At 39.9% G+C, this 22962-nt stretch carries 17 protein-coding genes and 1 pseudogene; 1 reads left to right on the forward strand and 17 read right to left on the reverse strand.

Translation table 11 applies throughout. The features are described from left to right. Positions 1-74: 74 nt before the first annotated feature. The 17 genes from AB0756_RS34365 to arsB form a co-directional block, all read right to left on the reverse strand. Positions 75-746 carry an HAD family hydrolase gene (locus tag AB0756_RS34365; RefSeq protein WP_050045468.1) on the reverse strand — a complete coding sequence of 224 codons (672 nt, stop codon included), beginning with the start codon at positions 744-746 and terminating at the stop codon, positions 75-77. A gap of 11 nt (positions 747-757) precedes the next feature. Beyond that, positions 758-1849, reverse strand: coding sequence for a GNAT family N-acetyltransferase (locus tag AB0756_RS34370; RefSeq protein ID WP_408019925.1), 1092 nt, complete (start codon positions 1847-1849; stop codon positions 758-760). Positions 1850-1894: 45 nt separating this feature from the next. Beyond that, entirely contained in the window at positions 1895-3022 is a 1128-nt protein-coding gene (locus tag AB0756_RS34375; protein ID WP_038086456.1) for an ATP-grasp domain-containing protein, read from the reverse strand. Then, complete coding sequence (locus AB0756_RS34380) at positions 3023-3712, reverse strand: sugar transferase (protein ID WP_050045466.1); 690 nt, start codon at positions 3710-3712, stop codon at positions 3023-3025. Between the two features lie 25 nt (positions 3713-3737). Then, a complete protein-coding gene (locus AB0756_RS34385; protein WP_167844845.1) occupies positions 3738-5036 on the reverse strand; it encodes a glycosyl hydrolase family 28-related protein in 1299 nt (432 codons plus the stop codon). A gap of 67 nt (positions 5037-5103) precedes the next feature. Next, the gene (locus AB0756_RS34390) at positions 5104-6348 is read right to left on the reverse strand and encodes a glycosyltransferase family 4 protein (protein WP_237266045.1); all 1245 of its coding nucleotides are present in this window, start codon (positions 6346-6348) and stop codon (positions 5104-5106) included. Positions 6349-6355: 7 nt separating this feature from the next. After that, a complete protein-coding gene (locus AB0756_RS34395) occupies positions 6356-7366 on the reverse strand; it encodes an NAD-dependent epimerase (protein ID WP_050045465.1) in 1011 nt (336 codons plus the stop codon). A gap of 11 nt (positions 7367-7377) precedes the next feature. Beyond that, positions 7378-8652 carry a nucleotide sugar dehydrogenase gene (locus AB0756_RS34400; protein ID WP_038086464.1) on the reverse strand — a complete coding sequence of 425 codons (1275 nt, stop codon included), beginning with the start codon at positions 8650-8652 and terminating at the stop codon, positions 7378-7380. 66 nt (positions 8653-8718) lie between these two features. Next, positions 8719-10668: an asparagine synthase (glutamine-hydrolyzing) gene (asnB, locus tag AB0756_RS34405; protein ID WP_072040721.1), complete on the reverse strand. Its 1950-nt coding sequence runs from the start codon at positions 10666-10668 to the stop codon at positions 8719-8721. A gap of 59 nt (positions 10669-10727) precedes the next feature. Beyond that, positions 10728-11963, reverse strand: coding sequence for an O-antigen ligase family protein (locus AB0756_RS34410; protein ID WP_038086467.1), 1236 nt, complete (start codon positions 11961-11963; stop codon positions 10728-10730). Between the two features lie 41 nt (positions 11964-12004). Beyond that, positions 12005-12853 (reverse strand): glycosyltransferase family 2 protein, encoded by an 849-nt coding sequence (locus AB0756_RS34415; protein ID WP_050045464.1) that lies wholly within the window; start codon positions 12851-12853, stop codon positions 12005-12007. A 130-nt stretch (positions 12854-12983) separates the two neighbouring features. Continuing rightward, positions 12984-14237 (reverse strand): glycosyltransferase family 1 protein, encoded by a 1254-nt coding sequence (locus AB0756_RS34420; protein WP_082051641.1) that lies wholly within the window; start codon positions 14235-14237, stop codon positions 12984-12986. After that, on the reverse strand, positions 14209-15504 hold the full coding sequence (locus tag AB0756_RS34425) for an oligosaccharide flippase family protein (RefSeq protein WP_038086559.1): 1296 nt from the start codon (positions 15502-15504) through the stop codon (positions 14209-14211). The genes AB0756_RS34420 and AB0756_RS34425 overlap by 29 nt, the downstream gene beginning before the upstream one ends. Before the next feature lie 79 nt (positions 15505-15583). Beyond that, positions 15584-17629 carry a polysaccharide biosynthesis protein gene (locus AB0756_RS34430; protein ID WP_038086470.1) on the reverse strand — a complete coding sequence of 682 codons (2046 nt, stop codon included), beginning with the start codon at positions 17627-17629 and terminating at the stop codon, positions 15584-15586. A gap of 96 nt (positions 17630-17725) precedes the next feature. Beyond that, a complete protein-coding gene (locus AB0756_RS34435) occupies positions 17726-19750 on the reverse strand; it encodes a polysaccharide biosynthesis protein (protein ID WP_038086473.1) in 2025 nt (674 codons plus the stop codon). 727 nt (positions 19751-20477) lie between these two features. Then, positions 20478-20873 (reverse strand): arsenate reductase, glutathione/glutaredoxin type, encoded by a 396-nt coding sequence (arsC, locus tag AB0756_RS34440; RefSeq protein ID WP_202048694.1) that lies wholly within the window; start codon positions 20871-20873, stop codon positions 20478-20480. Positions 20874-20917: 44 nt separating this feature from the next. Beyond that, positions 20918-22078 carry an ACR3 family arsenite efflux transporter gene (gene arsB, locus AB0756_RS34445; RefSeq protein ID WP_038086478.1) on the reverse strand — a complete coding sequence of 387 codons (1161 nt, stop codon included), beginning with the start codon at positions 22076-22078 and terminating at the stop codon, positions 20918-20920. A gap of 488 nt (positions 22079-22566) precedes the next feature. On the opposite strand from arsB, the pseudogene AB0756_RS40075 reads away from it, so the two are divergent. Continuing rightward, a pseudogene (locus AB0756_RS40075) lies at positions 22567-22916 on the forward strand (IS5/IS1182 family transposase); the annotation flags it as partial. Between the last annotated feature and the right edge of the window lie 46 nt (positions 22917-22962).

Consider the following 22962-nt stretch of genomic DNA (forward strand, 5'->3'; position numbering starts at 1 on the left):
TGTTTGCCTTCTCTGAGCTAACGCAAGATGAGTGCTTTTACTGTCAGCAAGTAATCGATTGATTCACCGGGGTTTTAACAAAGGTCTTTCAATTCATACAAAGACCTAATTTTGAAGTGAGCATCATGATTTTCTTCTGCCATTACATTTCTATACTCACCGTCTTTACGGCAAATACGTAATGTGAGCCAGCCGAGGGTTTTTGCAGCTACAAAATCTTTATAAGGATGATCTCCAACATACATATACTCAACTCCTTCACATCCTGTAAACTCCATCATTTTTTTGTAAGGGACTGGGCTGGGCTTCCAATTTTTATGTCCGTAGACATCACAGTAGACAATTTCATCGAAATTAGATTCAATTCCCAATGCTTTCACTTTGTTCTGCTGAGTTTTTAGAAAACCATTGGTAATGAGACCAAGCTGTTTCTCAGATTTGAAGTAATCCATTGCCCACTGTGCATCTTCATGCAGACAAATTGTCGGTTTGTGTTCCCGATAAACTCGGACAAGCTCTTGAATCAGCGAAGGTTCATACTTAATCTCTAAAACCTCGAAAGTTATATCGAAAATCTTGCCTCGTATCCCCTCCTGAAACAATTTCCAAGCAACATCAAAGAAATCAAAAATTCCATATTTAGATTGTACCCACTCACTAACCGCCTGAAATCCACTCAATACAAATTCATGTTCGGGAAAAAGAGTATCATCCAAGTCGAATACTAACACTTTAGTATTATTCATAACCCATATTTTTAGACTGAGAGTGAACGATAGACAGGAAAAAAGTTTGTTGTCAGGAGTTGGTTTACCTGTGTATTCAACAGTTTTGCTTGCAAATCGACGAGATACATATATGTTTCTTCATCTGTAATTAAGCGAATGAGAGGAAAATTGTACCTTTGTCGAGAAAACCCTACCTTAAAATGATGAAGACTGTCTTGTGCTCCTCCAACTCCACCACCAAGATGAAAAACTTTATTACCTCGTTCTTTTGCCCAGTATCGAACATAGTTAAACATTAGAGTACTGGGAGAAAATTTCAAAAACTCACTTCTTGTTCCCCCAAGGTGATACTGAACAATACCGCAGCGTTCAGTAAACAAACCTGCACAAACAACTTGGCGATCGCGTTCAACAATACACAGATGAAGACTCTGTTTTAAAGCTTCTACAAAATGCCAAAAGTATTCACGACTAAAATAGTAAGATTGTGATGCTCCAACACGAGTCATCGTTTCTGTGTAAATATCTAGAAAATCATGAAGATACCGATCCAAAGGAGCAATTCTCGCTACAAAACCATTTCGTTTGCATTTGTTAATTTTAGTACGGTGCTCTGGTCTGGTTTGATGCCAAATTTCAGCTTCCGTCAAATTTAAATCAATTGCAATAGTTTCCGAATGAATTTTACAAGTTGGTGATGGATAAATTCGCTCGAAATGGTCGTTTAATATTGGATGCAGGCGTAAGAAAGCCGAACAAATTCTCCGATGCTTGAATGTTTGTGCAAGCTGAGCCATGACTAAAGAGATAAACTCTGGGTTCTCTAATCCTGCGTCATTCAATAAAATGCCGGGATAGCCATAAGGTGACAAAACATCAAAAATATCCGATGCCTTTAAATCTTCAGAAAAGACATCATCACATCGACGTAACAAATAAGGCAAAAAGAAAATTTTGTCATCATCTTGAATGAAAATTGCCTCTGCAACAGCCTTCATTCTTTTAGCTTCTAAAGCCACATATTCGGGTAAATGATAAAAATCGTGGCGTAGATTTTGCAGCGTATCTGACCATAAAGGATTGGATACATCAATAATTTGTATATTCATAGTGTTGTTCATAATTAGTGGTTCATGGTTGGGCTGAATTTTCTTTTTTCCCACTTATTAAAACTGGCTCAAAATTTCACCTCGATACTGGTATTCTCCTTCCCGAGCAGCATGCTTAACTTCCATCGGAAAATACATTTCCTCCCAAAACCGCAAGCAGATCCCTTCTTTGACCTCAGGGGGAGATATTTCTTCTCCTAAAATAAAGTGACGAATTGTGAGTTCGGGTTCGTTCAATCCAAAATAAGCTCGCACGCAAGTTGCACTACTAAATCTTGGATTGATTTCAAAAACCTTAAAACCAGTCGAAGTTAGGCGCATTTGAACATTAACTGCACCAATTAAACCCATAGCTTTAGCAGCCTTAATTGCAAGATCGCACGCATCAGTGTTCTTATCGCTTTCCATGCGATAGCTGAGCCCCCCTGAAAGACTGCGCTTGAGTGCTAGTGCTCCACCCGGTTTCCCATCAGTTTGGATAAAAACTCCAATGGTGTATTCTTTGTCATCCGGTAACAACTGCTCTTGTACAACAGGGTCACAGATGTAGTGGCTAAAAAACTCAAGCTCTGCGTCTGTATGGACGAGCACTAAGCCCCTTCCTCCTGAACTTCGTTGTGGTTTCATAATGTAGGGGAATGCATGGTTGTGGCAAAAATCTTTTAACTGCGCCCGCTCTGTAGGAAGCACCGTATCGGGTACGGGTACACCAAAGACTGCAAGCACCTTAGCTGTTAACCATTTATCTAGAGCCTTGAGAGTCGCATCCGGGGCGAGGGGTAAAATTGTCCCTGTACGTTCCTCAAATTCAGCTTTGCGTTCAGCCAGCATGGGTAATTCCCCTTCCCATCCAGAAAACAAGATATCTGCTCCTTCTCTCTGGCTAATTTTTACTAAGGCATTAAAGTATGCATCTGGGTTCTGGCGAGCAGAGGGTATTAAGTGTGCTCGCTCCACGCGAAACAGTCCCTGAGCAAGTGGCTCAGAGTCAACTCCAATAATCCTTAACGGTAAATTAGAAGCCCGCAAAGATTTAATAATGCCAACTCCAACAGGTGCTCCTACTCCTGTTACAACCACGGTCACTGGCTTCATCTTAAGATAACTCCTTACATAGAAATACACAATTTCATGAATCAGTTCGCACTGCTGTTGCAAATCACTTAACTCATCTCGCTCTGTCAATCAATCCAGACCCATAGGATCGACTGAGAATAATTGCTTTGTTTCCTTAATAGCTGCAATTTGTTGCTTTGATACTTCAGAACATTCTGACGATCCTACGTTTTCTTGCTTGAGAACTTTTAAGAACGTCATTACTAAGATTTTCAAATCTAACCAAAGCGAATGATGATCGACATACCAGACGTCTAAATTACATTTATCCAGCCACGAGAGCTTGTTACGACCGTTTACCTGAGCCCAACCCGTAATTCCTGGTTTAACGGCATGGCGGCGAGCTTGTTGTGGTGTGTAATAATTTAAGTACTCTACAAGGAGAGGACGGGGACCCACAAAGCTCATATCGCCTTTGAGGACATTCACAAGTTGAGGAAGTTCATCTAAGCTAGTGTGTCTGAGAAATTTACCTAGAAGCGTCAATCGCTGTTCGTCAGGTAATAAGTTGCCATTGCGATCTTTCTCATTCGTCATGGTGCGAAATTTATAGAAAGTAAAAATACAACCATCTTTACCTGGGCGGGGTTGGCAAAAGAAAATAGGACGCCCCATATCTTTATAGATGGCGATCGCAATTATTAGCATCACGGGAAAGAAAATGATTAAGACAATTGCCGCTACAACTCTATCTAATAGAGATTTGATAAATCTGTTGTATTTCTTGAAATGAACACCCTGTAAATATTGAGTAAACACAAAGACCTCCTGAGATTTTACTGAATTATTCTCTAACAATCGGAGTTTTGAAATCTTTAGCGATATGCCCTCCAGTTACCCTCAAGTTATTGTTTGTAAAGGGAAAATCTTTTCGGACATGAATCGCATAAGTTGTATCGGTGGATTTCATGTTTTTATCTACCTTAAACAAACAGTTTTTGAAAACTATTAGTTGGTTGCGTTGAATTCCTTGGCTGGAATGTTGCCACCAAATATCAGCAGCACTAAAAAAACTGTACGGTTTGTCAGTTTCTTTTCTGGTTACATAAAATTCACAGTTTTCAAAGGTCACATTATGAGGAAACAAAATCCTGTTTGTATAACCATCTGCTGCTCCTACTTTAAATTTAGAATTTGTAAATTTCATTGTTGAATTTAAACTGTAAAGCACAAATGGGGCATCATTAGAAACAATATTGTCACCTATCACTGTCGATGCATCTGCAACTCCAATATCAAACTTTCCATCCATCAAATTCAGATTCTGAAATTTAACATCTACTTTCAAAGTATTTCCATAACCCCGTCCATCAACTTCTACATCAATTCCAGCAGGATCGACCTCTCCTCTTGTTGTGAAATTCTCAACTTCAACAAAGGAATTTCCGCCTGTTAATACAAAACCCCCACGGAACACATCAACAGCTTCACATTTGTTAACTTTGACAGTTACATTAGTGTAGACAGAAATAGCATCAGCAACACCATTCTTGAAAACACAGTCTTCAATCAAAGCTTTTAATTTTCCAGGAAATTTGGGGTTCGCTGTCAAAAATATTAAATGTGCTTGTTCTAACTCATAATTTTTGTAAGATCCTTGATTCTGGCTATTTCCATCAAAAGTAAAGCCTTTGATAATTAATAGTTTAGAATCTTGCCGACCTGCATATTCAGCTCTAAAAGTTCTTGTCCATTTTCCCTGATTTTTAGGTCGTTTAATAGTTGCTCCATATCCCTTATAGGTGATATTGTCCTTGAGCTTAACAGAAGTCACAAGATAGACACCAGGAGGAAAGACAAGGGTTCCTCCTCCTCGGGCATAGACAGTATCTACTGCGGTTTGTATCGCCTTTGTATCATCAGTAATTCCATTACCTCTAGCACCAAATTTTTTGACAGAAAAAGTATTTTTGCGCTCGATTTTGATGCTAGATGGCTGAATCTTAAATTGTAAATTTTGTGGTGATGAAACTCCCACTTCATTTAAGGAATTGCATTGAATTAATCCTATACTCAGAAAGCAGAATGCAATCAAAAATTTTATTTTTGGAGGATTGTCTTTATCTAATTTTTTTGACATCATACTTTTCACTCTCTTCCTGTTGGAAGAACTCAATCATCTATTCATCGATATTTTGTACAACGAAGCCCTATGTTCTCAGAATTGCCTCTTGAAGATGTAATACAGACTCAGGAGTGGATAGTCCTTTAGCTTGTAAAATTTGCAAATACTCCTGATGTAGGGCGTTCCAGATAGCTTCTTGACGGAAATCCTGTAAAACACGCTTGCGCCCTGAAACCCCATGCTGACAGCGTAATTCTAAGTTGAGCAAATACCTGCGAATTGCTGTTGCTAACGCTCTGACATCACGGGGTGGTACTAATATCCCTGTGACTCCATCTTGTACTGCATCTGTACAACCAGGGACACACGTAGCTACTACTGGTAGTTCCATTGCTGCTGCTTCCAAAGCAACATTCGGAAATCCCTCACGGTAAGTTGGCAAGGTTAATATGTCCATTGCTGCATAAAGTGGTGGTGTATCGTCAACCATTCCTGTCATGTGGACACGGCGATCGCTTGTGAGTGATTCTTGTATATCTGTAGCTACTGAATCTTGAGGTTCAAAACACCCGACAACAAGTAAATGCAGGTTGGAAAACTCTTGCTGTAAGATCTGCCATGCCTTTGTTAACTCTTCTATACCTTTATCCCGGACAATACGACCTACAAATCCAACAACAACAGCATCGTCTGGGATACCGTACTTTGTCCGCGTCTGCTGACGGGTATATAGATCTAAATTAGCAGGGTTAAATCTATGAGATGCATCAACACCATTACTGCTACCTCCCAAAAGGACTTTAATTTTCTCTGGAGGGCAAAGACCTTCTTTGATAGCTACTTCACGAACTGAGTGGCTAACACAAAGAACTTGGTGAGCAAATAAGCAGGAAAGCTTTTCACTCCACGTTAACAGCAGGCGTTTGTAACCTGTTGCAGTCATCATAGGTAACCCACGGATATGATAAATACGAACAGGAATTCCTGCAAGTCTTGCACTAATCATGCCCAGAAGTCCTCCTTTAGGTGTGTGAGCATGAACAATTTCGGGGCGGACAGACTGCAAATACTGCCAGATTTGAAATATGGCATAAATGTCTTGTAGCGGAGTAATGCGTCGCTGCATGGGTACTCCGTAAACGGGAATTTGTTGGCGATAGCCAAATTGGATTAACAATTTTCCAGGCGAAGATAAGGCATGAACTTCATATCCTTGTGCCTTCATGTAGTCTATCTGTCCTTTAAAAAAGTTAAATGTTTCTGGGACAGTCGTGATGTGAAATAGCTTAGTTGTTTCTGGCATTGCTGTTTGATTTCTAGTAAACTGCATAAGTGTTTTAAGATTGGTAATAAGAGACATACCATTTAACAAAACGTTCTATTCCTACCTCAATGGAGGTATTGGGTTTAAAACCTATATCTTGAACTAAATCATCGACATCTGCATAGGTAGTTGGAACATCACCTAGTTGTAATGGCAGCAGTTTTTTTTCTGCTTTTCTACCCAAACAATTTTCCAAGGCTTCAATAAAAGCCATTAACTTAACGGGATGATTGTTACCAATGTTATAAATTTTGTAAGGAGCATAACTCGTACTGGGATCTGGTGCATTCCCTATCCATGAGGGATTTGGTTCGGGAATTTTATCTAGAACTCGAATAACTCCCTCTACAATATCATCAATATATGTGAAATCTCGCTTCATTTTGCCATAGTTAAAAACCTCAATTGCCTGCCCTTCTAAAATTGCTTTTGTAAATAGAAATAGCGCCATGTCTGGGCGTCCCCAAGGACCATAAACTGTAAAGAAACGCAACCCAGTTGTTGGCAAACCATACAAACTGCTGTAAGTATGTGCCATGAGTTCGTTAGCTTTCTTAGTAGCAGCATATAAACTTATTGGGTGGTCTACGTTGTCACGAACAGAAAATGGAATTTTCGTATTTGCACCATAAACGGAGCTTGAAGAAGCAAAAACTAAATGTTGAACGTTAGTCTGATGACAACCTTCTAAAATATTGATAAACCCAATGAGGTTGCTATCTGCATAAATATGGGGGTTTGTTAAGGAATAGCGCACCCCAGCTTGTGCGGCTAAATTGACGACTTTATCAAAGTTGTATTTAGCAAACAGCTTGGCTATTCCTTCACGGTCTGCTATATCCATTTGATAAAACTTAAAGGTGGATTTATCTTGCAGTTGGACTAATCTATCTTTTTTAAGGTTGACATCGTAGTAATCATTGAGATTGTCTAGCCCAATGACTTCATCTCCTCTATCTAATAAGCGTTGGCTCAAGTGAAAACCTATAAAACCAGCAGCACCCGTAACTAATATTTTTGTCATAGATTTGGCTCTTATAAACTCCAGTAATTTATGTAAGACGGTACAATCGCGGGATCGAAAACAGATTTTACATCCATCAAAACTCCCCCAGGGCGAAGACGAGAAAACAACTCTTCAAGAGGTATATCCAGGTAGGCTTTGTGGTTGACAGCAAGTACCATTGCATCTAAATTGCTAATTGCATTCCAATCAGTGATTTCAAGATTGTATTCATGCTGGGCTTGTGCTTTATCGGCTAAGGGATCGTGTACCAGAGGTTCTATCCCAAATTGTTGCAACTCTGTAATGATGTCTGGTACCCGGCTGTTACGAAGGTCTCGTACATTTTCTTTAAATGTCAGTCCCAAAATTCCTACCCTTGCGGTTTTAATATTGACATTGGCTTGTACTAAGAGTTTGACCAGGCGTTCTCCTAAATATTTACCCATGCTATCGTTGATCCGTCGCCCAGCTAGAATGACTTGGGGGTAATATCCTACCTGTTGTGCTTTTGCAGTTAAATAGTATGGATCGACTCCAATGCAGTGACCACCCACAAGACCGGGTGTGAAGCCTAAAAAATTCCACTTGGTTCGAGCCGCTGCTAAAACATCACAGGTGCGGATACTTAAGCGATCGCAAATAAGTGCGAGCTCGTTCATTAATGCAACATTAAGGTCGCGCTGAGTATTTTCAAGAACTTTAGCTGCTTCAGCAACTTTAATAGAAGGAGCTCGATAGACACCAGCATCAACAATTGTTGCGTAAACACGAGCAACTTTTTCTAAGGTTTCCGAATCTTCTCCTGCAACAACTTTAACGATTTTTTCTAAAGTATGTGTTTTATCACCAGGATTAATCCGTTCTGGTGAATAACCTAACTTAAAATCCACTCCCTGTCGCAGATCGGATACCCGTGCTAGTACTGGTCCACATATCTCCTCTGTAACGCCTGGATAGACTGTTGATTCGTACACTACTATATCTCCAGGTTTTAAAACTTTACCCACAGTCTCAGACGCTTTCACGATTGGAGTTAAATCTGGAAAACAGTTGCTATCTATTGGAGTCGGTACAGCAATGATAAAAAAGTTGCTGTCTAACAAATCAACAGTTTCAGAAGTTATTTTCAAGGTAGTATTGTTTAATTCTTCAACAGATACCTCGCCCGTGGTATCAATTCCTTGCTTTAAGGCTGCAACTTTTTTGCTGTCAATGTCAAAACCAACTGTGTTGGGAAATTTTTTGGCAATTGCTAATGCCACAGGTAACCCAACATAACCCAACCCGATAACTGTAATATTCATTATATTGTCTCAATCCTTCCTAATGGGTTAACTAAAAATTTTTGCAACTTTTCTAATTACGTTTTTTCATACCGACTGATTTAACCAAGCTTGAAACATCAATACTGTCCACAGATGGTGTTGCCAGTTACGGTTACCTGTCAAATGCTCCATCCACTTGTGGCGAATCAGGGAGGGATGAAAGAATCCTTGTTCGCGCAAACGATTTTCATCAAGTAATTCTTCTGCCCAGTCGCGTAAGGGACCGCGCAACCATATATCAATGGGCATAGAAAAGCCCATTTTGGGTCGCTCAATCAATTCTTGAGGCACGTACTTATACAAAATTTGACGCAATAACCATTTTCCCTGACCGTTACGGATTTTCATTGATAGCGGTAAGCGCCATGCAAATTCGACAACACGGCGATCTAACAGTGGTATACGACTTTCCAGACTTACACCCATGCTCGCACGATCGACTTTCACCAGGATATCATCTGGTAAGTAAGTGATTGTATCTAAGAACATCATGCGTTGAGTGTAGTCCGATAACTCTGCCCAAGACTGGCGATTGCTCAAAGTTGTCACGGGTTCGTAACTATTGATAACTAGCGCCAAAGGATCTTGCCATTGCGAAACCAAATCGGCATACATCGCGTCTGGATCGGGAACTGCCAAAATTCTGGCTAGTTTGTGTATGTACTCACCTGCATTGGAGTATTTGAGCTTGTTTGGTAAAAGGAAACTAAAATTTGTAAAAACATCATTCCAATTTTTGGGTGAGAAGCTTGTTAAACCATTTGCAGCCATCCGACGCAGGGTTTTGGGCATCCAGCCTATTGTTTGCCAAATGCTACGACCCCAAAAATAGCGGTTGTATCCCCCAAAAATTTCATCGCCACCATCACCGGAAAGACTGACAGTGACATGCTGTCTGCTTAATTGGGCAACTAAAAAAGTAGGAATTTGGGAGGAGTCGGAAAAGGGTTCATCATACAGAGTTGGTATTCGAGGAATAACATCAAGAGCATCTTGTGGAGTCAGGTAAAGTTCTGTGTGGTTTGTGCCTAAGTGCTTTGCTACTGCTTTGGCATACTCCGCTTCATTGTATGTCTTTTCATAAAAACCAATAGTGAATGTTTTGACTGGTTGAGTACTTTGAGCCTGCATTAAGGCTACGACTGTAGAGGAATCAATTCCGCCTGAAAGGAAAGCACCTAAAGGAACATCAGCAATCATCTGGGATCGAACGGCTTCCAACAAAAGCGTTTCCATTTGTGCGATCGCTTCTTGCTCTGAGCCTGTGAAGGGTTCAGCAACACCCACTTGTGCAACTTCTTTAACAGACCAATACGGTACTGGTTTGGGATTAGTATCTCGACCATTCCATGTCAGGATGCATCCAGGGGATAATTTATAGATGTTTTGGTAAATGGAATAGGGTGTAGGAACGTAGCTGTACCGCAGAAACAACGCCAAAGCATCACGGTTGATTTCGGGATGAAAATCAGGATATGCTTTCAGGGCTTTGAGTTCGGAAGCAAAGAGAAAAGTATTGTTAATCCAACCATAGTATAGTGGTTTTTCACCCAGGCGATCGCGACCCAAATGCAACAGTTGCTCTTGACGATCCCATAAGGCGAATGCAAACATTCCATGAAAGCGAGCGATCGCCCCATCTATTCCCCATTGGCTGAAGCTTGCTAACATGATTTCGGTATCAGAATGACCCCGAAAACAGTGACCTAACTTTTCCAGAGTATGCCTTAATTCTAAAAAGTTATAAATTTCACCATTAAATACAATGACGTAGCGACCATCTGCAGACACCATGGGCTGATGTCCTTCTGAAGATATGTCAATAATAGCAAGCCGCCGATGTCCCAGAGCAAAACCATTTTTAGGATCTACCCATGTACCGTGGCTATCTGGTCCTCGGTGATAGAGAGCATGGGACATATTTTTCACTATAGCTTCTATCTCTTCTTCAGACATTTGCCTAGCAGTATTAAAAATACCTACAATTCCACACATATAACACTCTTCTCAATTTTTATGTAATTTTTTTATGACGCAAAACTTTCTCGTTCTTCTTAAAAGTGGGGATTAAAACCCTTTACTAAGATGGGTTGGAAAGACTTTGATGGCTTTTGACTTAAAGTCATTATGACTTGTAAATAAAACCAGAAAATAGGATGTCGCAATACATAGTGAAATGTACTAAATCCAGCTAACGAAATCACAGCAACGAACAAGAAAATGTATTTTTGCTGCCATGCATTCCAAGCTATCCATGCTAGAAGGCTTACATAAGCTATGAGTCCCATGATTCCGGTACTTGCTCCCCAATCTATAAAAGTATTATGAGCCTCAAAGTCCAAAAATGGACCAGTTTCACCTGAATGAGCACCAGGTCCAAGACCAAACAAAGGGGAGTGTGAGATGGCAGTAATTCCATGTTTCCATAGTGTCATGCGTGCGCTTCCTTGACTATCTTTATCATAGACATTTGTTGATAGTGAAGAAATTGTTTGATGTATAATACTTATGGCTCCCATTGATATCATTATGAAAAATATTCCTAGAATTTTTTGATATATTCTTTTGATGTCGGCTTTTATTTTTTTAGTAAAAAAATTAATCAAAAAATTTATAATAATTAAATAAAACAAGGTTCCGAATCCTGCTACCCATGAGACTAACATGGCATCAGAGTCTGTCGCCTTACCTAAGATTAAACAAACAATCAGTAACAAAACGTACCATGCTTTTAAAATTGTATTTTTAGAAATACTTAAAATATGTAAAATCAAGAAAGGAATCGCACTTAATAATAAAGCTAACTGATTTGGATTTTCAGCCCAACCTGTAAATCGCACACCACCATACCAAGAGTCGAGGAATGGAGTGACAGAAGGAAAACAAAAGATTATAAATAAAAACACTAATGTGAAGGAAAGAAAATAAAAAATAATTTTTTTGGTTTCGTGATAAAAGGTTTCTGATAGTGAAAAACCAATTGATGTAATAGCTATAAAGAGAAACGCCAAACAGTCATGGTCGATCTTAGAGGCTTTTAATCCCATAGCATCAGCTATTAACAAACCTAAATTTAGAAAACTAAACGTCAACAGCCAAAACCAAAAGTTGACTTTCACAAGAGACGTCATAAAGTGATATTGACAAATTATTATTCTCTTTAATAAAAAGAGGAGCCAAATCAATATCATGACTTCACCAATCCCAAGGGGAAAACTTGCCATCCTAACCTGAGTGGCATTTGTCAATGCGATGGCAATTGCAATCCAGATACTTTCGAGTGTGTTCATGTCAATACTATTCTTCTATAATGTAACATCAATTTAAACGCTTAACTATCGCAAACCTCATTTATCAAACTCCTGGACAAAGAGTCATGCAAATTTTGTGCCGAACAAATCAACACGCGCCTGTAATACTTTGCTAAAGCCCATAAAGAAATAATCTGCCACTCTAGATATGTAATTCTTCTAGAGGTCAATAAAGTTTGATAAATTTTTTGTTCGCCTGCTTTTCCATTGGAAAGGTATTTTGTCTGCCCTCCCGCACCATAGAAAGCCTTAAAGTAATAAGATACAGGAAAACTGAGAATGCAAGCCCGACCGCCTGCTAGTATGATATCCAACCATAATAAATAATCTTGAGAGTAAATAAAAGCAGGGTTGAAACGCTGCGGAATAGCCCGCTTTATCATTACACAAGAAGTACTAAAACGATTGGAGAATAGAATTTTTTGTCTCCCTATACGATTGATTTTGATGCTAGATGGTATGGGTTCATAATTTAATTGAGCTTTTGTGTTATGCACAACAGCACGATGTCCAGATAAGACAATTTCAGGATTGTCAAGCATCCAAGAAAATTGAATAGCAATCTTATCTGGATGCCATGCATCATCAGCATCAAGGAAAGCAATGTATTTATGGGATGCTGCATTCCAACCTGTATTGCGAGCAACAGCAGCACCAGAGTTCTCTTTTAATGCAATAATCTTAATCCAGTCTTTACCATAATCCCGTTGTAACTGCCACAAAACCTGTAGAGTCTCATCGCCGCTTCCATCATCAACAAGGATAACCTCAGCCGGAAGAAGAGTTTGCTTAGCGACAGAATCAACTGCTCTATAAATTGTTTTAGAACAACGGTAACATGGAATAATTGTGCTGACAGAAGCCGTCATAAGTTCCTCTTAAATCAATATCAAAGTATTCAAGATTGAGAGAGTTGACGTTTTTTCGAGCCCTTTACACTAAAATTAAGTGTTAATAAAGATATATAAAATGAACTTTCAAAGAAATCATTAACACTATCTACATAAGTTCTGGAATAAACACTCTTGTATTTGCATAGGATGACTTATTTTTAGCAACCTCAGTTTGATAAATCTTCTCCAATTGCATCACTGAAGTTTCAATATTGAAAGGGCTAGCTGCTACAAGTTTTAAAGTTTCAGTTTGAGCAACGTTAGATATTTGATTGTGGCAAGCTAAAACCTCATTTACCCAATCTGAAACTGGTTGTGACAGAGATAGCCGCTTCAAAAGTGGCTTGACCACATCTGCTTCTTCTGGAACCACATTAGAAAAGATACAGGGTAGTCCGGCTGCTTGGGCTTCGATTAATACCAAACCCAATCCTTCACACAAGGAGGGAAAGAGAAATATATTCATAGCACCCCTCATCAGTCTGGGAACATCAGACCGACTTCCAGTAAATATCACACGGTTGGCAATACCAAGATCGCAGGCTTGCTGTTTGATTTTTGGTAGGATAATACCTTCACCTACGAGCAAGAGGTATGCCTGCGGTACGCGTCTGACAGTCTCTGCAAAAATTTTTAGGAGAAACTGGTGGTTCTTTTGTGGGTCGAAACGTCCGACATGACCGACGACAAAAGCATCCGATGGTAAGTTGAATTCAGCACGAACCCGAACGGCATCAATAGATTTCTGGAATGGAGTCAGATCGATACCACAATAAAGAAGTCGCCATCGGGGATCTGTTTTCCAGTTAGCACCAAATAAATCTGCGTTTGCAAGTGGACTGCATCCTAAACCAATAGTAGCACAACGGGCAATCAAAAATTTCATGAAAGTTAAATAGCAATGGCGAGACCAGTGTTTGTTTGCTTTTAGTGCCGAGCTATTAGAATGGCTGTGAGCAATGCGTATTGGTGTGCCTGCTTGCCGTGCTAAGTACAAAACAAAACCACTGAAGTGAGAAAGATGACTGTGGACAATATCATAAGGACCATATTCACGCAAAATCCGATGAAACTTGAGAGCATACAACCTTGGTTGTGAGGGATCGGAGCAGGGAATAATTTGACTACCCAGAGAGAGAATTTCTTCATCGTAAGCAGAAGCTTCGGTGCTATGCATCAGAAAATCCATTTGAAATCGCTCGCGGTCAATATGGCGCAAGACCTGCATTAACCAGTTTTCAATACCACCTCGATTCATTGCACCAACGACATGGAGAATACGAATATTTTTTTCTATCGGTTTGACTAACTTAGACTTTGGTTTTGATGTATCAATGTTTTTGGAGTTTGTGTAATGCATAAATAATGACCCCCGAACTAATAATCACTTTGACAACCCCTGACAGCAAAAGCGCGATCGCTGCTCCTAAAAGTCCCATCGTTGGGATTAACCAGAAACAAACTATAGCTGAGATAGCTGTGACTACAACAAATATAGGTATTTGAATACGAAGATACCGAGCTGCTGTCATTCCATAACCGAGAAACGAGGACATATAGTTGATGGCTGTAACTAACATCAGCCAAACAAACAAATCTGCATACTTGGCATATTCAGATTGATAGAGAAGGGAAAGAACTTGCTTACCTGCAACCAAAGCGACTAGGACACCCGCTCCACCTAACAAAACACTTATTAAGAGCAGCTTGAACATAAGAGACCGAAAAGCTGCGCTATCTTCAGCAACATAATATTTAGCCAATAGTGGATTAGCTGACTCTCCCAGCGCATTGACCACTATGCCTCCTGCGACCATAAGGTAGGCCACAGCGGCAAAAAAGCCAAGTTCCCTCTCTCCCAAGTACCGCTCAATAAAATAGCGAGGAATATTGCTGTTTAGCGAAATCAGCATCATCACAATACCGAGAGGTAAGGAGAGAGCTATGAGTTGCCGTTGGGTTTCCAAATGCCACCGGGGTTTGATTACCACAAACAAATCACGAATTCCAGATATCTCACTTTGCAGTGTTTTTGGTAAGCCCTTAAGCATCAATGCGCCACTCTGGATATCGTAGCTGACTAGGACTATCGCCCAGGCTACAGCCAAACCGATTGTTCCCCATAAAGCATTACCAGTTATGTAAACCCCAAGGCTGAGGAAGCACAGCGATAACAGTCCTTTGATCGTCATTGATATCGCAATGCGATCCATACGTTCGTGTTGCTGAATTAGCCCGTAAAATATGTCACTGATAGACTCGAAAGCTTTTGCCAAACCTATCAACAAAATAATGAGTGATGTCTCCCAACGATATCCTGCTGTAAAAGTGACTCCCACAATCAAGAAAAGTGCTAATCCTGTAAAGATGAGCCTCAAAGCCAGGTAGTCTCCAAAGAGATACTGGCGTTTAGCATCCGTCGCCTGTATGATTCGCAGTTGGAGATTTGTAAACATGATGACAGGTGCGGTAATTGCCAATCCCAAAGTGAACTGTCCCAGCATTTCTGGGCTACCAAGTTTCGCAAGCACCACTAGCATCCCCCACTGACAAGCTGCATAGATCGCATTACCAATGAAAGTCCAAGAAAAGTTGTGACGTAATGAGAGTGGCTTAATTTGTTCCATGACTGTATCACCTCCTAACTTTAGCAAACTCTTTGAGTGAGTTTGAACGGCTCTTCACAAGTTCTTATATTTCTCCTCATTACGCACTTCTTGTTTGCACTTTTTCCAGCCTATTCACAGCTAGCTGTGACTTAAAAGCAATACTTTTTACCATATTTTCTGCTCCTTTATTTTGTAAATATTCGTCTTTGTATCCCGGTACTACCTGCTCTAGTAAAAACAAAATATTATTCACATCATTTTTGTCTGCTGCTTTAAACAAACTTTCTACCATGAGTTCTAAAGTATCTGGAATCATCCGACTGGCATTTTTTACCAACAGCAGTTTTTCATGTTCGGTTAATTTGTATTCCTCTCCCGGAATCAACAACTCCTCAAATAGCTTTTCTCCCGGTCGCAACCCAGTAAATACAATATCAATGTCTTTGTTGACTTCATATCCAGAAAGACGAATCAGTTCTTTTGCTAAGTCAACAATTTTCACAGGTTCACCCATATTCAGCATTAACACTTCACCGCTATGAGCAATGACTGTAGCTTGCAGCACGAGTTGAACGGCTTCGGGGATGGTCATAAAATAACGACGGATCTCGGGATGAGTAACAGTGACTGGACCCCCTGCGGCAATTTGTTTTTTAAAAGTAGGAACCACACTACCTCGACTGCCTAAAACATTACCAAAACGGACAGCGACATAAGGCTTTCCACTCTCTTTAGCAGCTTTTAGCACCAACATTTCTGCAACTCTTTTACTTGCTCCCATGATATTGGTGGGATTCACAGCCTTGTCTGTGGAAATCATCACAAAATTTTTCACATCATATTGCTGTGCTAAGTCCAGTAAATTTTTCGTTCCCAGTACATTGTTAGTAATTGCTTCTGATGGATTTAATTCCATTAAAGGAACGTGTTTGTGAGCCGCAGCATGAAAAATGACGTCTGGTTGGTATTTCTCAAAAGCATATTTGAGTCTTTTATAAGAGCGGATATCACTAATGAACTCAAAGACACGAGGTATATATTTTTGGACTTTACCATCATTTTTTATGACTTGCACGAGTTGTTGCAATTCTTGTTGAATGTTAAACACAGAATTTTCTCCGTGTCCCAAAAGTATCATTTCTGCTGGGGAACACTGGAAAATTTGACGGCAAAGTTCGCTACCAATTGACCCACCTGCGCCTGCAATCAGGACTTTTTTTCCTTTTAAAAAGCTGGAAACTCTTGCAATCTCCGTTTGTATGGGTTCGCGTCTGAGTAAATCCTCAATTCTGACATCTCGAATACTATCTAACCTGACGCGACCATTGAGAATTTCATGTATGCCTGGTAAAGTGTTTGTTTGAATTCCAGTCACTTTGCAAATATTGACTATTTCCCGAATCACATGTCCTGCAACTGTCGGCATTGCAATAATAACTTTATGGATGTGTAGAGATTTCACAACCTCAGGAATTTGGTTGCGATCGCCAACTACAGGTATCCCACGAATACGGGTATGTAATTTTTGAGGATCGTCGTCAATAAAAGCCACTGGATAAAAACCCAGTTGGGGATTTCTTTGCATTTCTTGTACTAGAGAAAGCCCTGCATTACCAGCACCAACAACCAATACTCTCTCTTGTGAGTTAGATAATGCATATCTCTGGTGTGTTCTTTCCACAACCCTCAGACTGAAACGCAGTGCTCCTATGAAAATACATGAAAGCAAACCATCGATATATGGCAGTGATTGTGGTAGTTTGTCTGCAGGAACATAAGGTATATCTTGAATAAGATTAAATAACAAAGTTTCAATCACTACTGTAGCCGACACTAGCATAACTATATATGTCAGTTCCTCAATACTGGCATACCGCCAGTAATGTCTGTAAAAACCAAAGCTCCAAAATACACAAACTTTGATGATTAAAAACAGTATTGTATCTTTTACGAGTTCCGGTATATATTGTGCTATGACGAGATGACCATCCAAACGCAAGAACAGCGCTAGCAATGGTGTTATTAAAAAAATTATCACATCAAAAATCAAAAAATGGCAGTTTCTCAGCTTCAGTAATTGGCACAACAATTTGTCAGTCAGCTTTTGCATGAACTGCTGAGATATTTTTAAAAAGGAATTCATCTTTTGTAAAAAATAATTTATCACTTATTTCAACCAAGCTGTAAAAGTTATGTTTTGAACGAGAAAAAAGAGTGACAGGAATTTACTTTATGAAAACTAAGCTCCCGTTAATTTGAGAACTAAATCGTTTACACTTTGCGCTGTTGGTACAGGACTGGAGTTAAAATCACTTGTGGCTCCATAATTCGACAAGAATTCTGGTGTGTATCCTGCTACTAATTGTTTCAGGAAAAACTTGATAGCAGAGGCATCATTTTCTTCTGCTGCTTTACACAACGCTTCTACAGTAACAGTCAAGTTCTCAGGAATAATGCAACTGGCATTTTTGACAACAAATAATTTTTCATGTTGAGTTGGTTCGTACTCTTCTCCAGGAATAAACAGTTCCTCAAGTAATTTTTCTCCCGGTCTCAATCCCGTAAATACAATTTCAATATCTTTGTTGACCTCATATCCTGACAAGCGAATTAATTCCTTTGCTAAATCCACAATTTTTACAGGTTCACCCATATTCATCATTAACACTTCTCCACTATGGCCAAGTACCCCAGCTTGCAAAACAAGTTGAACAGCCTCTGGAATGGTCATAAAGTAACGACGGATTTCAGGATGGGTAACAGTGATTGGACCACCTACTGCAATTTGTTTCTTAAATGTAGGAACAACACTACCACGGCTACCCAAAACATTACCAAAACGTACAGTAACATAAGATTTGCCACTTTCTTTTGCAGTTTGCAGCACCAGCATTTCAGCAACCCTCTTACTGGCTCCCATAATATTGGTGGGATTCACTGCTTTATCTGTTGAAACCATGACGAAATGTTCAACGTTGTATTCCAGTGCTAGGTCTAGTAAATTTTTCGTTCCCAGTACATTATTAGTGATCGCTTCAGGTGAATTTAATTCCATAAGTGGAACGTGCTTGTGAGCAGCTGCATGGAAAATCACATTAGGTTGCAATTGCTCAAAAGCCTGTTTCAACCTTTCCCAACAGCGGATATCAACGATATAAGTGATAAGACAAGGGATTTCTCCCTGTTCTACACCATTTTTCTTTAGAAGTTGGATAAATTGTTCAAGTTCTTGTTGGATATTGAAGACGGAATTTTCACCATGTCCTATAAGTATCATCTGAGCAGGCATCGTTCTAAAGATTTGACGGCATAATTCGCTACCAATTGACCCGCCTGCACCTGTTATTAGTACTTTTTTACCTTTCAAAAATTGAGAAACTTGGAGAATATCTGTCTCAATAGGTTCGCGTCTGAGCAAATCCTCAATTCTTACATCCCGAATGCTATCTACTCGCACGCGACCATTGAGAATTTCATGTATCCCTGGCAAAGTGCTGGCTTGGATTCCTGCAGCTTTGCAAATATCCACAATTTCACGAATCATTTGTCCTGTAGCAGTTGGCATAGCAACGATCGCTTTATGGATATTCAGAGATTTCACAATACTGGGAATTTGGTAGTGATTTCCTACAACAGGAATACCGCGAATGCGTGCGTGTAGTTTCTGGGGGTGATCGTCGATAAAAGCTATGGGATAAAAACCCAGTTGGGGATTTCTTTGCATTTCTTGTACTAGAGAAACCCCTGCACTACCTGCACCAACAATCAACACCCTCTGTTGCGGGCTAAATGTATGTTCTAGTTGAACCCTTTTCAAAACTCTGATACTAAAACGCAGCGAGCCGATCGAGATGTATGAAAGCAAACCATCTATAAATGGTAACGAACGTGGCAGAGTGTTGGTATCAAAACTAAATATATGGTGAATGCTATAAAAGACTATAGTTTGAACAATGATGACCAATACCATCAACATGGAAAGAAACGAGAGTTCTTCAATGCTTGCATAGCGCCAGTAGCGTCTGTAAACACCAAACATCCAGAAGAGGCTCAGTTTAACTGTTAAAAATAGTATGGAGATCCTGATTAAATCCAATAGATATGGTTTGATAACAAGATTGCCATCAAAACGCAGCAATAGTGCTAGTAAAGGAGTGATGGAGAAAATAACAAGATCGCAAATGAATAAATGACGGTTTCTCAGATTGAGCAAGCTTCTTAGTAAAGAATTTAATGATTTTTGACCGAGCCATTGAGAAGTCATAAATATGAATGAGTTTTGTTGAGGAGAAAAAAAGCAGATAAAAACTGGCAGACATAATTTTTCAACCCCTGGTTTTTTAATTAATCCGGGGCTGCAAAATGCTGTAACTTACAATTCCTTGTTTGTGTGTCCAAAGATTGTTTAGATTTAAGGACTAGAATGTCTTTAATTTCTAAAGTACGGGCAAAATTTGGGACACTTGTGAGGAAAATCTTAAAAAAATCTTAAGGCAGTTGTCAAGGAAGGACAAACGATCGTACAAACAGTACTGCGAGCCTTAAAAGTTCCGCAAAATTGATTACATATATTGGCTTAATTGTTAAATTAATAGACTATTTAGGGTGGGGGAATACACTTCCTCCACCCTAATCCTCATTCAATCTCCCACTCGCTCCCTATTTATGATGCGATCGCAACTGGAGTTCCAACAATTGCGAGACACAGGAACAGAACTAGCAAGAGAACACAGATTTTGACTAGTATATAGATAATGCTATTGGAATATGGAGTTGTGTGCATGATGTCGTACCTCCATTTTTAACATCCGTGACCGCTCTAAAATTGGGTTAAAGGCGGAAAACTCTTTTTAACTCTCTTTATAAAGCAAAAACTTGAGGAACTTGTGAGGGAGCACTTGGATATTATGACTTGGAAATATCACCGGAGTCCCTTTTGGGGAGGAACTCCGGTTGAGACTTAGGGAAAGTTGCTGCAACGGTTGAGTTATTTAACTTAAGGACGCGATTAACTTCACAACTCTTTCCTTGACTTCATCACGAACTCGACGGAAGGTTTCTATATCTTGACCTTCTGGATCGTCAAGTTGCCAATCTTCAAACACGTCTCTTAAGACCCATTGTTCGGGTAAATTAACTCCACAACCACAAAGGGAAATCACCGCATTATAATCAAGAGGATTGAAATCGCTTAAAGATTTAGAAGTCTGATTGCTAATGTCAATACCAATTTCAGACATAACTTGAGCCGTAATCGGGTCTACCTCACTTGCTGCAAGTCCCGAACTGTTTACAGCAATTTTTCCAAATCCTAAAGTGCGAGCAAATCCCTCTGCCATTTGGGAACGACGGGAATTCTTCTTGCAAACAAACATAATACGTTTCATAATCAACAATAAGCTTCTAACTGAGGTTGAACTCCGGTCACTGGTTACTGCTCGCTGGTCAATGTGAAACAGCGGGGGTCGCGTAAAGTTGCTTTTTCTGGGTCTCTTGGGAACCATGCTGCTGTACGTTTGCAAAGCTCAACTAACATTAACATCACTGGTACTTCAATCAAAACACCAACGACTGTAGCCAAGGCTGCACCAGAATTTAAACCAAATAACATCACAGCTGTTGCAATGGCAACTTCAAAATGATTGCTAGCTCCTATCAAGGCTGCTGGTGCAGCATCTTCATAAAAAAGATTGAGCTTTAACGCTGCTACATAACTTATCAAGAAAATGAAATTAGTTTGAATAAAGAGCGGTACGGCTATTAACAAGATATGCGAAGGATTGTTGACGATGAGTTCTCCTTTAAAAGCAAATAGCAGTACCAACGTAATTAGCAAGGCAGTAATAGAAATAGGCGTGAGGTACTTCAAAAATCGTCGTTCAAACCACTCTCTCCCTTTATGCTTCAAAATCCAGTAACGGCTGTACATTCCAGCAACTAACGGTAATCCTACATAAATAAGCACTGATAAAAATATTGTTTGCCACGGTACTGTCAAATCATTTGCTGCTAACAACCATCTACCTAAAGGTGCATACAAAAACAGCATTGCTAAGGAATTCACTGCTACCATGACCAAAGTATGCCCCTGGTTGCCATAGGAAAGATACCCCCACATTAATACCATTGCCGTACAAGGAGCTATCCCTAGTAAAATTGTACCCGCAATATAGGAATTAAAAAGTGCAACGTCTGTACCGCGAATGACTTCAGTTCCAACGATTAAAGGACGGAACAACCACCCTAAAAAAAACTGTGCGAAGGCTACCATTGTGAAGGGTTTGATTAACCAGTTCACTACCAAGGTGAGAATAACCGGTTTGGGAGCACGAATGGCATTCGCTGCTTGTGAAAAGTCAATCTTCACCATGATGGGATACATCATGAAGAACAAGCAAACAGCAATTGGGATGGACACTTGGTAAATGCTCATGCTATCTAGAGCCACTGCTACTCCAGGAAATAATCTTCCCAGTGTGATTCCTGCAATAATGCATAAAAAGATCCAAAGAGTCAGGTATTTTTCAAAAAAACTGAGATTGCTCCCTGCTTTGACTTGAGTTGTCTGAACTCGTGGATTGTGTGTACCCATCAAAATTTCCTTTTATTGTTTTATCAGTGTCCATGGTCTGGGTCAAAATGGGTTGAAAGGCATTGCTAAGATAGCAATCCTATTTGAGTCCGAACAAGGGGGACAAGGAAGAGGTGTTTGTCATTCATTTAGGGCTGCTATATCTGTAAAGCAAAAGCCAACTTCACTGACCTTTTCATGGCTCATTTTTTGAAATTGAGTATACTTCTATCATTTCAAAAAAAATTGATTTGTCAACAAAGCTATTGTATCCGTTTACAGAAATTAATAAAGACAATTTTGATTGTGTTCCCCTAAGGTTTCACATGACTCACACACGCAAAGTTCATTATCTCGAGACAGTTCAAATATACTAGTACATGAAGGCAGAAGTACGATAGCAGAGGAGCCACTGCGGTGGACGGGTTTCACAGGCTACAGCAAGTGGCGGATACTGTTGGCGAAATATTACTTAACATTTGAAGAGAACCCTAGACGATGTATTACATGGAAAACAGCGCACCGACTCCACCCATATTCTGGCAGTGGTTAGAGAGTTAAGTCGATTAGAACATCTAGGGGAAACTCTGCGGTCTGCTTTGAATGCTGTAGCAGAAGTTAACCCAACTTGGCTAAAATTCATGGCTCCTCCTGAGTGGTACGACCGATATTCAAAACGTGCGTGAAGATTATCGACTGCCCAAAACTGCTCAAGAGCGAGAAGCATTGGCTATCCTCATTGGGACGGATGGCTTTCTTTTACTTGATGCCATCTATGCGGAAACATCTCCACCTTTATCTGCAAAAGCTGCCAGCAGTAGAAGTTTTGCGTCAAGTTTGGCTACAACAATATCATGCGCTGAAGCTGGGTAAGCAGGCATCTGGGTATAAAACTGCTCAGAAGG

Source organism: Tolypothrix campylonemoides VB511288_2, assembly GCF_045999855.1.
GTDB lineage: Bacteria > Cyanobacteriota > Cyanobacteriia > Cyanobacteriales > Nostocaceae > Scytonema > Scytonema bouteillei_A.